This is a genomic window from Haematobacter massiliensis, assembly GCF_000740795.1.
Lineage (GTDB): Bacteria > Pseudomonadota > Alphaproteobacteria > Rhodobacterales > Rhodobacteraceae > Haematobacter > Haematobacter massiliensis.
Genome location: NZ_JGYG01000002.1, coordinates 123,544 through 135,944 on the forward strand (window position 1 = coordinate 123,544; position 12,401 = coordinate 135,944).

The window sequence follows — 12,401 nt, forward strand, 5'->3', positions numbered from 1 at the left end:
CCTTTGCCAGCGCGATGGCGAGGCTTCTTCCGGCACAACCTTCCCCCCCTATGCCTCCTCTGGGTCTTGCCGTCTCTGGCGGCGGAGATTCCATGGCGCTGACCTGGATCGCGCATCGCTGGGCGCAGGCGCGCGGCGTGGCCCTTCATATCGCCACGGTCGATCACGGATTGCGCCCCGAGGCGGCGGCGGAAGCGGCTGACGTCGCGTCTTTCGCGGCACGGCTTGGCCTTTCGCATGACACGCTCCGGTGGCGGGGGTGGGATGGTCGCGGCAACCTGCAGGATGCCGCCCGGCGCGCGCGCCGCCGTCTGCTCGCCGCCTGGGCGGGGGAGCGGGGGCTTGCGGCCATCCTCATCGCACATACCGCGGACGATCAGGCGGAGACATTTCTGCTGCGTCTTGCGCGTGGATCCGGGGTCGATGGGCTGTCGGCCATGCGGGAGGCGCGGCAGGAGGCGGGGCTGCTCTGGCTCCGCCCACTGCTCGGTGTCCGCCGCGAGGCGCTGCGGGAGGTGCTTTCGCGCCAGGGCATCCGCTGGGCAGAAGACCCCAGCAACACCGATCCGCGCTATGATCGCGTGCGCATGCGTCAGGCGCTGCCGGCGTTCGGCGCGCTCGGTCTGACGGTGGAGCGGCTCGCCGACACGGCTGCGCGGCTCGGCGAGGCGCGGGATGCCCTCGCAGCTCAGGCGGCGCTTGCGGCACGCGCACTCCTTCGGGTGGAGGCCGGGGATGTTCTCGCCGATCTTGCCGGGCTGGCGGCGGAACCGGTGGAGATTCGCGCGCGCCTGCTTTCGGCCGCGCTTTGTTGGGTGTCGTCGGCGGAATACCGCCCTCGCCGTGCCGCTTTGGACCGGCTCTCGTCTGATCTCGCGAAGGGCAGGGGCGGCACACTGCACGGATGCCTCGTAACGGAGCGTCACGGTGTCGCACGAATCGGGCGGGAGCCGCGGGCGGTTCTGGGTCTCCGCTGCCCCGCGCCAGGCATCTGGGATAGCCGTTGGCGGGTTTTTGGCCCCGATTGCGATGATTTGGAGATCGGGGCGCTTGGGCCTAATGGCCTGTCACAGCGTCCGCGGTGGCGGGAAAGCGGCCTGCCCCGCCGCACTCTCCTTGCCCAACCCGCGCTCTGGCAGGGCCAGACCCTGATCGCCGTACCGGTGCTGGACTCCGGCAGCGCATGGCGCGCGGAACTGCGGGAAGGAGCGGATGTGTTCCATTCCTCCCTCATCCCGCATTGAACCTCTCCCCGTATTCTCTATCTTAGGAGATAGCAGCGCGTGAGCCCGGACTCCTCCCGGGTTGGCGCGTATCAAGGGGAGTATCTCGTGGGTAACGCGCGCAACATTGCGTTCTGGGTCGTCCTGTTCCTTCTGATCCTGGCGCTGTTCAATCTGTTCAGCGGCGGCCAGTCCACCATGGCCTCCCGCACGGTGGCCTATTCGGATTTCATCGAGCAGATCGACAACGGCGGCATCAGCAACGTCACCATCGATGGTGAGCGGATCCTGTTCCGGGACAAGGACGGTCAGCAATACGTCACGGTTCAGCCGCAGGGTGCGAATGTCGCCGACAAGCTGATCGCCAAGAATGTCAGCGTGAAGGTGGAGCCGCAGGAGCAATCGGGCTTCCTGTCGCTTCTGTCGCTCTGGCTGCCGTTCCTTGTGCTGATCGGCATCTGGATTTTCTTCATGAACCGGATGCAGGGCGGCGGACGCGGCGGCGCCATGGGTTTCGGCAAGTCCCGTGCGAAACTGCTGACGGAAAAGCATGGCCGCGTGACCTTCGACGACGTTGCCGGCATCGATGAGGCCAAGGAGGAGTTGGAGGAGATCGTGGAATTCCTGCGCAATCCGCAGAAATTCTCCCGTCTCGGCGGCAAGATCCCCAAGGGCGCCCTGCTCGTCGGCCCGCCCGGCACCGGTAAGACACTGCTCGCCCGCGCCATCGCGGGCGAGGCGGGGGGGCCCTTCTTCACCATCTCCGGCTCCGACTTCGTCGAGATGTTCGTGGGTGTGGGTGCGTCGCGTGTGCGCGACATGTTCGAACAGGCCAAGAAGAACGCGCCCTGCATCGTCTTCATCGACGAGATCGACGCCGTGGGCCGGTCCCGGGGCGTAGGCTACGGCGGCGGCAACGATGAGCGCGAACAGACGCTGAACCAGCTTCTGGTCGAGATGGACGGGTTCGAGGCCAACGAGGGTATCATCATCGTCGCGGCCACCAACCGCCCCGACGTGCTGGACCCTGCGCTGCTGCGCCCCGGCCGCTTCGACCGCCAGATCCAGGTGCCGAACCCGGACATCAAGGGGCGGGAGAAGATCCTCTCCGTCCATGCGCGCAAGGTGCCGCTCGGCCCGGACGTGGACCTGCGCATCATCGCGCGCGGCACGCCCGGCTTTTCCGGGGCCGATCTGGCCAACCTGGTGAACGAGGCCGCGCTGATGGCCGCCCGCGTCGGCCGGCGCTTCGTCACCATGGAAGATTTCGAGAATGCCAAGGACAAGGTGATGATGGGGGCGGAACGCCGCTCCATGGTCATGACCGAGGATGAGAAGAAGCTGACCGCCTACCACGAGGCCGGCCATGCCATCGTAGGGTTGAACGTTCCGCAGCACGACCCGATCCACAAGGCGACGATCATCCCGCGCGGCCGCGCGCTGGGGCTGGTACTGTCGCTGCCGGAGCGGGACACGCTCTCCGTCACCATGACCAAGTACAAGTCCAAGATCGCTATGGCGATGGGCGGAAAGGTGGCGGAGGAGCTGATCTTCGGTCGGGAAAACGTCACTTCCGGCGCGACCTCCGACATTCAGCAGGCATCGCGAATCGCCCGGGCGATGGTGACCCAGTTCGGCATGTCGGATCAGCTTGGCAATATCGACTATGCCAATGAGCAGCAGAGCTATCTCGGCAATTATTCGGGGGGCACGACCCATTCCCCCGAAACGCAGGAGAAGATCGACGCCGAAGTCCGCCGTATCGTGGACGAGGGCTTCGACCGTGCCCGCACGATCCTGACCGAGAAGAGTGAGGATCTGCATCGGCTTGCGCAGGGCCTGCTCGAATATGAAACCCTCACGGGGGACGAAATCCGTAAGGTCATCGCCGGGGAACCCCTGAGCCGCGGTAATGACGACGACGCACCGCCGAGCGGACTTCCGCCCAGCGTGACGGCGATCCCGAAGACGCCGAGACCCAAACCCTCGGGTCTTGAACCGGAACCTTCCGCCTGACCTTGAAGCGGCGCTCGCTTTGAGCCAGATCATAGACGCCCTGGAGCCGTGGCCGCTCCGGGGCGTTTTCTTGTCTCCAGCTCCCGGGAGGAGGCCATGATCAAGTTTTACGGTCAGACGGCAGGTCAGCTCAGACCACTCGATATTGATCCTGCAGCGCCCCTTCCGGTCGATGCTGCGGTGTGGATCGACCTTTACCAACCCACGCGAGACGAGGAACAGTCGCTCGAAGCGGCGCTCGGCATCTCCATTCCGACGCGGGCTGACATGAACGAGATCGAAGCCTCCTCTCGTTTCTATCACGAAGACGGGGCGCTGTTCATGACGGCCAACGTGCTGTCCCGCCCGGCACAGGGGACCGGAGACCCGGCGCAGCAGGACGTCTTCCTGTCGATGCCTGTCACCTTCATTCTGGTTGACACGCATCTGGTGACGGTCCGTTACCACGAACCCCGCTCCTTCCAGATGTACACCACCTGGGCGGAACGGGGCGATGCGCCTTGTGCCAACGGCAACAGCGTGCTGCTTGGCCTGTTCGAGGCCATCGTCGACCGTCTTGCCGATATCGCGGAAGAGGCGGGTACCGGTCTGGATCTCATTGGGGCCCGGCTGTTTGATTCCCTTCCCGACGATGGCGCCCCGGACGAGACACTCGACATGCTGGTGGAGCGTATCGGGAGGGCGGAGGATCTGAACGGGAAGATCATGGCCTCCATCGTCACGCTGAACCGCGTGGTGACGGCAATGAGCACGCTGCCGAAGATGGATGCGAAGAAGGACGCGAAAGTCAGGCTGAAGACGCTGGGGCGCGACTTGCAGTCCGTTTCCGATCACGTGGAGCGGCAGGCACGGCGCATTACCTTCCTGCTCGATTCCACCCTTGGCAAGATCAACATCGAACAGACGGGAATCATCAAGATCTTCTCCGTGATGTCGCTGGTCTTCATGCCGCCGACGCTGATCGCGTCCATCTATGGAATGAACTTCGATTTCATGCCGGAGCTGCATTGGGAGGGGTCGTATTACGTGGTGATCCTGCTGATGATCTTCTCCTCCGTCGCGCCATATCTGTATTTCAGGAAGAAGGGCTGGCTGTGAACGACTGGAACCCGGAACTTTACCATCGGTTTGCCGATCTGCGCTTGCGACCCGCTCTGGACTTGATGGCGCAGGTGCCACGCCTCCCGGAGGGGGATGTGATCGACCTGGGTTGCGGCAGTGGAGCGGCTGCCTCCGCACTGGCTGCCCGCTTTCCGGACCGGCGGATCATCGGCGTGGACAGTTCTCCCGCGATGCTGGCCAAGGCCGCGGAAACGGGAGTTTATGCCGATCTGATCGAGGCGGATGCCGCGACATGGCGACCCGATACGCCGCCTGCGCTGATATTCTCCAATGCCCTGCTGCAATGGTTGCCGGACCATGACACGTTGATGCCGCATCTCGTCGCGCTGCTTGAGCCTTATGGCGTTCTTGCGGTGCAGATGCCGCGGCAGGAGGCAGCCCCCTCCCACCGCTTGATCCGGGAGGTCGCCGCCGCGCGGTACCCGGACCGGTTCGGCGCCTCGGACGCCTTCCGCGCACCGCTTCGCCCCGCTACCGGCTATGTCCGGCTTCTGGAACCGGAGGGAGAGATCAACGCGTGGGAGACGGAATACGTCCAGCGCCTGCAGCATGCGGCGGAGGGGCACCCGGTGCGGATGTTCACCAGTTCCACGGCGATGCGTCCCGTTCTGGATCGGCTGACGGCGGAAGAGCAGACGGATTTTATTGCTGCCTATGAAGCCGCCCTCTCTCCTGTCTATCCGCAGGAGCCGGACGGTACGGTGCTGTTTCCGTTTCTTCGGCTGTTTTTTGTGCTTCGGCGCGGGATCCTGTGATCCCGCCCGTTTTCTGAACGATGCTGGTGCCCGAGACTTCGGCCCGCGAGATTGGCCCCGAGATTTCTCCCGCCGCATGACAGCAGGTGCGGATATGCCAAAGCTCCCCCTGAGGGGAGTTTCTTCAGTGACCTGCGAGATAAAATGGAGCGGGCGATGGGATTCGAACCCACGACCCCAACCTTGGCAAGGTTGTGCTCTACCCCTGAGCTACGCCCGCTTCCTTCTGGGTGAGGGTCATTTATCCAACCGTGCCGGGACCCGCAAGACCAAAAACAAGAATTCTGCGAATTCCTTGCACGGGCCAGAGAGGGTGCGGACAAGACCCGTGCCCGAGCGGTGATCAAGGTCGGCGGACGACTACCTCGAAGCCGCCGTAGATCATCCTGTCCATGCTGAAGGGCGGGTCTTGCGTGTCGGAGGACAGGCGCGGATCGGACATGACCTTTTCATTGACGGCGTCGCGATGCGCCCTGTCGCGGAAGGTGATCCATGAGAAGAACACCACCTCGTCATCGGCCAGCAGCACGGCCTGCGGAAAGGAGGTGAATGGCCCCGAAGCGATATCATCGCCCTTCGCCTCCACCACGCTCAACGCTCCATGTTCCGTCCAGAGCGATCCGGCCAGATCGGCGAGCTTGCGGTAATCCTCCATCCGGTTCTTTTTGACCGGAACGACGAAACCGTCCACATACATCGGGGTATCTCCCACTTCCCTTGGAAGGAGACTAGCGCGTGGCATTGAACGCGCAACGCGGGTGAGGGACGGAAGGCTTCAATTCTGTTTCATGTTGCCGATCAGCAGATCCCGTCCGGCAAAGATGCCGCCGCTGATCTCCAGCTCCAGCCGTTCCCTGTCGCGCTGCCGGATGCTGGCCACAAGATCGCGGATCGTATCCTCGTCGTTGTCCAGGCGGCGGAGCGCCTCCTCCGCCATTACCAGGGCGGATTCCATGGTTTCGCGGATCTGCCAGTCCACCCCGGCGTGGACGAGTTCCAGAACATGCTCCCGATCCCAGGCGCGGGCCAGGACGGGCACATGCGGAAACTCCGATTTCATCAGCTCGACCGCTTTGACAGCTGCCGTCTTGTCGTCCATCGCAACAAGAACCAGTTTTGCCTCTCCCGCGCCGGCCGCGTGCAGGATATCGAGCCGCGAGCCGTCACCGTAATGCACCTTGAAACCGTATTCCGCCGCGCTGCGAATCGCGTCCGGGTCAATGTCGATGATGGTGATCGAACAGAGCTGGCCCAGCAGCGGCTGACTGGCGATCTGGCCGAAGCGCCCGAAACCGATCAGAAGAACGCTGGCGCGCTGATTGTTGACCGCCTCGACCCCCTCCATCGAAGGTTTCTCGGGCGGGATAAGCCGGTCGTGGAGGACGATGAGCAGGGGCGTCAACACCATGGAGACGATGATCATCGCGGTGAGGATGGCGTTTTCCTCCCCGGTGAAGATCCCCGCGCTCGTTGCCGCGGCATAGAGGACGAAGGCGAACTCCCCGCCCTGCGCCATGAGTACCGCGCGCTCGAACGCCTCGCGGCTGCTGGCCCGGAACAGCCGGGCCACGGCGTAGATGCCGGCCATCTTCAGGATCATGTAGCCCGTGACGCAGATGGCGATCAGTCCGATATTCGCGGCGATCACCTGCAGGTCCAGCGCCATCCCCACACCGAGGAAGAACAGGCCGAGGAGCATGCCGCGGAACGGTTCCACATCCGCTTCCAGCTGATGCCGGAACGAGGATTCGGAGAGCAGCACACCGGCCAGGAATGCGCCCATCGCCATGGACAGTCCCGCCCATTCCATGGCGAGCGCCGCGCCGAGCACGACCAGCAGCGCCGCCGCCGTCATCACCTCCCGCGCCTTGGACCGGGCAAGTAACCCGAAAAGCGGATCGAGCAGCCACAATCCCGCCGCGACCAGCGCCCCTATGGCCGCCAGCCCCGTCAGGACGGAGGTGAGCCGGTGCGCCAGCGTCACCTCCTCCCCTCCGCCGGGCGCGATGAAGGCGATGATGGCCAGCAGCGGGACGATCGCCAGATCCTCCAGAAGCAGCACAGCCACGATCCTTCGCCCGGAGGGGAGGCCCAGTTGCCGCCGCTCCTCCAGCATCTGCATCACGATGGCGGTGGAGGTGAGTACGAAGCCGGTACCGGCCACGAAGCTCTCAGGCAGCGAATAGCCAAGCGACAGGCCCACGCATGTGAGAAGCGCGATGCAGACGCCCACCTGAGTGGCTCCGAGCCCGAAGATCTCCCCCCGCATCGACCAGAGGCGGGATGGCTGCATCTCCAGGCCGATGACGAAGAGGAAGATGACCACCCCCAGTTCGGCCACGTGGATGATCGCCTGCGGATCGTGGAAGAGCGCCAGCCCATACGGCCCGACGACAAGCCCGGCGGCGAGATAGCCCAGCACCGAGCCGAGCCCCAGACGCTTGAACAGGGGCACGGCGATGACCGCCCCTGCAAGCAGAGCCACGACCTGAAGCAGGTCAAAGCCGTGGCTGGCGGTTTCACCTTCCATGCGACCCTCCGCGCGCGCTGTAAGAAGGAGTAGCACGGGAATGTGAAAAGGCTATCGGCATATGCTTTGACCGGGAGGCTGCCTCAGCCGCCTCCCGGCCTGCCATCAGGCTGTCGTTTCTGCGTTCAGCCCGGCATATTCGTTGCGAAGTTCCCGCTTGAGCAGCTTGCCCGCACTGTTGCGGGGAATGTCCGCGCGTACGACGACCCGCTTCGGCAGCTTGAACGGCGCCAGACGGGAGCGGCAGAAGTCGATCAGCTCCTCCTCCGTCACCGTCATGCCGGGGCGAAGGACGATGATGGCTGTCACCGCCTCGATCCACCGCTCATGCGGCAGGCCGACAACCGCGACTTCGGAGATGGCGGGGTGCTTGAAGATCGCCTCCTCCACCTCGCGGCTCGCCACCATGGTGCCGCCGGTCTTGATGACATCTTTCACCCGGTCCACGACGTAGAGGAACCCTTCGTCGTCGAAATATCCGATGTCGCCGCTGTGGAACCAACCGCCCGCAAAGGCTTCCTCCGTCGCTTCCGGCTTGTCCCAGTAGCCGAGCAGAAGCTGCGGCGAGCGATGCACGATTTCGCCCTGAGTGCCGGGGGGCACGTCGTTCATGGCCTCGTCCACCACGCGGGTCTCGACCGTCATCGCAGGTTTGCCGGCGGAGGCAGGTCGGGTGTCGTGGTCCTCCGGCCGAAGGACGGTGGCAAGCGGGGCGATCTCGCTCTGGCCATAGCAGTTGTAGGCCCCCGATCCCGGCAGCCGCGCGCGCAGTTCCTGCAGTACCGGCACCGGCATGATGGAGGCGCCGTAATAGAGCTTGGCGAGGCTGGAAAGGTTCCGCTTGTCGAAATCCGGATGGCGAAGCAGGCTGATCCACACGGTCGGCGGCGCGAAGAAGGAGGTGATGGCCTCCTCCTCGCACAGCCGCAGCACCGTATCGGCGGCAGGGGCCTCGATCAGCAGGGTGGAGGCCCCGAGCAGCAGTTGCGGCATGGTGAACACATGCATCTGTGCCGAATGATAGAGCGGCAGCGCCGCCAGAGCCCGGTCCTCCCGCTTGAGGTCGAGCTCCAGCGCGCAGGCCATGTATTCCGACAGCAGCGCCCGATGGGTCATCATCGCGCCCTTCGGGGCGGCGGTAGTTCCCGATGTATAGAGCAGCTGAACAAGGTCGTTGTCATCCACCGGCAGCAGGTCGAGCCGCGGATCCGCAGGGCCGGAGGCAGCTGTCAGGACATCAAACCCGTCGCCGCCGTGCAACGTCCCCACGAGCTGGATGCCCGCCGCCTTCGCGGTGTCCATGGCCAGCGATGCCAGAGCCGGATCATGGAACAGCGCCGTGGCACCGGACTGGCGGAGCAGATAGTCCAGCTCCGGCGCGGTCAGCGCATAATTGACGGGAACATGAACCAGACCCGCACGCGTGCAGGCCAGCCAGAGGATGAGATAGGCATCGGAGTTACGCCCGTAAGCCGCCACCCGTTCCCCGCGCGACAGGCCGGCGGCGACCAGCGCGCCCGCCGTCGCGTCCACCGCGCGCAGCAGTTCGTCATAGCTCCAGCGCCGCGCGCCGAAACTCAGGGCGAGCCGTTCTCTGTTCCGGCGGGCCGAGCGGCGGAACGCGTCGTAGATCGTGTTGCGCCGGGCGAGCGCGCCCGCACGTATATCGTCGGTCATGTCTTCCTCCTCGTGGCGCGCGTCCCCATGGGGCCTCCTTCGCGCGCCGTCGTCCACCGGGCGATGCCGGTGCCGCCATCCTGTCGAGTCCCGGGGATACCCGCAAGTAGCCGTGCAGTCGGAATGTCACGTGAACCCTGCGCGTGGGCTGGACGCGAGCGGACTGAGCAGGTCCGCGCAATTATTGTGCGATGCCCCATTTTTCCGCGATGGCTGGCTGAATTTGTATAGACAAAATCGGCTGTCATGCATTCTGCTCGGCAAAAGACTACTGCACAGGGTGGAAGAAAGATGAATGCCAGAACGCTTTTCGGCGCTTTCGCGCTGGGTCTGATCTCAAGCGCGGCAGGGGCCGCCACTCCGGTCACCGTCGGACTTTCCGGCTGGACCGGCTTCGCGCCGCTCACGCTCGCCAAGGAAGCGGGTATCTTCGAGAAGAACGGTCTCGATGTGTCGCTGAAGAAAATCCCGCAGGCCAGCCGCGGTCTCGCCATGGCCTCCGGCGACATTCAGTGCGCGGCGACGACCGTGGAAACGTGGCTGGTGTGGAGCGCGAACGGCGTGCCGGCCAAACAGATCTTCCAGCTCGACAAATCGCATGGCGCGGACGGGATGGTGGTGCGCGGCGATGTCGAGAAGATCGCTGACCTGAAGGGCAAGACCGTCGCGGCCTCCGCCCCCGGAACCTCGCCCTATTTCTTCCTCGCGTGGATTCTCAACGAAAACGGGATGAAGATCTCGGACGTCCGCGTGGTGAACCTCGAACCCGGCCCGGCGGCGCAGGCCTTCATCGCCGGTCAGAACGACGCGGCCATGACCTATGAACCCTATCTTTCCTCCGTGCGGGAGGCCAAGGATGCGGGCAGGATCATCGCCACGACGATCGACTATCCGGCCGTGATGGATACTTTCGGCTGCACCCCGGATTTCCTGTCGAAAAACCCGGAGGCCGCAAAGGCACTGGCGAAGAGCTATCAGGAAGCGCTCGACCTCATCAAGGCAGAGCCTGAGAAGGCCTTCGGCATCATGGGCGCCGATGTGAACCAGACGGCGGAGCAGTTCAAGGGATCGGCCCAGTATCTGGAGTGGCAGGATCTGGCGGCGGCCAAGACCTTCTTCGCCGGTGAATATCTTGATTTCGCGGGCAAGGCCGGAAAGCTGATGGTGGAGATGGGCCTGCTGAAGTCCGAACCCGACGTGGCCGCGCTGATCGACACGCAGTTCATCCAGTAACGCAACAACCGGGCGGGAGTGCTGCTTCCGCCCGCCCCCAGTGACAGCCGACAGCCGATGGCCTGTTCGGACCAACAACCGGGAAGGCCGCCGGAAAGCTCATGAAACCCCTCGAACCGATAAGCCCGCGCCTGCGCATGGCGCTGGGGATCATCTTCTTCATCCTGTTCTTCGCCCTCTGGGCGGGGGTCACGCTCACGGGTTACGTCTCGCCTACCTTCCTAGCCAGCCCGGTGCAGATGCTGCAGGACGGCTGGTGGCTGCTGACCGAACGCGGCTTCCTGACGGATATCGGCATGACGGCCTGGCGCGTCTTCGGCGGCTTCGCCATGGCGACGATGGTTGCCGTGCCGCTGGGAATCGCGATGGGGGCCTACAAGCCGATCGAGGCGCTGTTCGAACCCTTCGTCTCTTTCGCCCGCTACCTGCCGGCCTCCGCCTTCGTGCCGCTGCTCATCCTCTGGGCGGGGATCGGCGAGATGCAGAAACTGCTCGTCATCTTCATCGGATCGGTGTTTCAGCTCATCCTGATGATCGCGGTGATCGTGGCGGGCACGCGCAAGGATCTGGTGGAAGCGGCCTATACGCTGGGCGCACGCCAGAACGGCATCCTGCGCCGGGTGATCCTGCCCTCGGCTGCGCCGGAGATCGCGGAGACGCTGCGGCTCGTGCTGGGCTGGGCCTGGACCTATGTGATCGTGGCGGAGCTGATCGGCGCATCGTCGGGCATCGGCTACATGATCATCAATGCACAGAGCCTGATGGCGACGGGGCAGATGATCTTCGGCATCATCGTGATCGGGGTGATCGGTCTGATTACCGACCTGGCCTTCCGCCGCCTGAACCTGCGCCTTTTCGCCTGGAGATACGCATGAGCCTTCTGGAGATCCGCGGCGTCACGCGCACCTTTCCCGGCGTCCGGGGCGGTCAGCCGGTGCTGGCGCTGCAACCGACCGACCTGACGCTGGAGGAGAACGATTTCGTCACCATTCTCGGCCCCTCCGGCTGCGGCAAGTCCACGCTGCTGCGCATGGTGGCGGGGCTGGACACGCCCACCGCCGGGACGATCACGCTGGAGGGCAAGCCTGTGAAAGGCCCGGGGGCGGAGCGGGGCATGGTGTTTCAGTCCTATACCCTGTTTCCCTGGCTGACGGTGCGCCAGAACATCGCCTTCGGCCTGCGGGAGAAGGGCATGGCGGCCGGCGCGCAGAAGGACATCGTGGAGAGCTATATCGACCGGGTGGGTCTGCGCGGGTTCGAGGAGCACTGGCCGCGCCACCTGTCCGGCGGCATGCAGCAGCGCTGCGCCATCGCGCGGGCGCTGGCGAACCAACCGCGCGTCCTGCTGCTGGACGAGCCCTTCGGCGCGCTGGACAACCAGACGCGGAGCCTGATGCAGGAGCTGCTGCTCGGCATCTGGGAGCGGGAGCAGAAGACGGTGATCTTCGTGACCCATGATATCGAGGAAGCGGTGTTCATGGCGTCCCGCGTGGTGACGATGAGCGCGCGTCCGGGGCGGATCAAGTCGATAACGCCAGTGCCGTTCGGGCATCCGCGGGACTATACTTTGAAATCCTCGCCCGAGTTTTCGCAGATCCGGTTGAAGCTGACGGAGGAAATCCGGGGCGAGGCGATCGCAGCGGCTGCGCATTGACGCCGGGCCGGGCGAATCCCGGCCAGCCGCGACGATATCGAGCCGCAGCCCTGCCGCCGCCCGAGCCACGCCGGAGACTGAGCGAAATCACGCCGCGGGGTGCCGCGCGTGCAGGGCCGGTTTCCAAACAAGTGGAAGCGGCGGACGAAATCGGTGCTAATATGTATATACATATTTAGCGAATCGGATGG

At 64.6% G+C, this 12,401-nt stretch carries 10 protein-coding genes and 1 tRNA gene; 7 read left to right on the plus strand and 4 right to left on the minus strand.

Annotated features, from left to right (window positions below; genetic code table 11):
* Positions 1-50: 50 nt before the first annotated feature.
* The 4 genes from tilS to CN97_RS03755 all read left to right on the plus strand — a co-directional run bounded on the left by tilS (position 51) and on the right by CN97_RS03755 (position 5,116).
* Entirely contained in the window at positions 51-1,244 is a 1,194-nt protein-coding gene (gene tilS, locus CN97_RS03740) for a tRNA lysidine(34) synthetase TilS (RefSeq protein WP_254915606.1), read from the plus strand.
* A gap of 87 nt (positions 1,245-1,331) precedes the next feature.
* Positions 1,332-3,239 (plus strand): ATP-dependent zinc metalloprotease FtsH, encoded by a 1,908-nt coding sequence (gene ftsH / locus CN97_RS03745; protein WP_035708288.1) that lies wholly within the window; start codon positions 1,332-1,334, stop codon positions 3,237-3,239.
* 96 nt (positions 3,240-3,335) lie between these two features.
* Positions 3,336-4,337, plus strand: a complete 1,002-nt coding sequence (locus CN97_RS03750) for a magnesium transporter CorA family protein (RefSeq protein WP_035707414.1) — start codon at positions 3,336-3,338, stop codon at positions 4,335-4,337.
* Complete coding sequence (locus CN97_RS03755) at positions 4,334-5,116, plus strand: methyltransferase domain-containing protein (RefSeq protein WP_338085414.1); 783 nt, start codon at positions 4,334-4,336, stop codon at positions 5,114-5,116. The genes CN97_RS03750 and CN97_RS03755 overlap by 4 nt, the downstream gene beginning before the upstream one ends.
* A 145-nt stretch (positions 5,117-5,261) precedes the next feature.
* On the opposite strand, the gene CN97_RS03760 is transcribed toward CN97_RS03755, so the two are convergent.
* From CN97_RS03760 to CN97_RS03775, 4 genes are all read right to left on the minus strand, one after another.
* Positions 5,262-5,336 (minus strand) — tRNA-Gly (locus CN97_RS03760).
* A 123-nt stretch (positions 5,337-5,459) separates the two neighbouring features.
* A complete protein-coding gene (locus tag CN97_RS03765; RefSeq protein WP_035707417.1) occupies positions 5,460-5,813 on the minus strand; it encodes a DUF1428 domain-containing protein in 354 nt (117 codons plus the stop codon).
* A gap of 78 nt (positions 5,814-5,891) precedes the next feature.
* Complete coding sequence (locus tag CN97_RS03770; protein ID WP_035707420.1) at positions 5,892-7,646, minus strand: monovalent cation:proton antiporter-2 (CPA2) family protein; 1,755 nt, start codon at positions 7,644-7,646, stop codon at positions 5,892-5,894.
* Positions 7,647-7,751: 105 nt separating this feature from the next.
* On the minus strand, positions 7,752-9,323 hold the full coding sequence (locus CN97_RS03775) for a fatty acyl-CoA synthetase (RefSeq protein WP_035707423.1): 1,572 nt from the start codon (positions 9,321-9,323) through the stop codon (positions 7,752-7,754).
* 291 nt (positions 9,324-9,614) lie between these two features.
* On the opposite strand from CN97_RS03775, the gene CN97_RS03780 reads away from it, so the two are divergent.
* The 3 genes from CN97_RS03780 (at position 9,615) to CN97_RS03790 (ending at position 12,210) form a co-directional block, all read left to right on the plus strand.
* Positions 9,615-10,556 carry an ABC transporter substrate-binding protein gene (locus tag CN97_RS03780; RefSeq protein WP_051910937.1) on the plus strand — a complete coding sequence of 314 codons (942 nt, stop codon included), beginning with the start codon at positions 9,615-9,617 and terminating at the stop codon, positions 10,554-10,556.
* A gap of 101 nt (positions 10,557-10,657) precedes the next feature.
* On the plus strand, positions 10,658-11,431 hold the full coding sequence (locus CN97_RS03785) for an ABC transporter permease (protein WP_035707426.1): 774 nt from the start codon (positions 10,658-10,660) through the stop codon (positions 11,429-11,431).
* The gene (locus CN97_RS03790; RefSeq protein WP_035707429.1) at positions 11,428-12,210 is read left to right on the plus strand and encodes an ABC transporter ATP-binding protein; all 783 of its coding nucleotides are present in this window, start codon (positions 11,428-11,430) and stop codon (positions 12,208-12,210) included. The genes CN97_RS03785 and CN97_RS03790 overlap by 4 nt, the downstream gene beginning before the upstream one ends.
* Positions 12,211-12,401 lie beyond the last annotated feature (191 nt).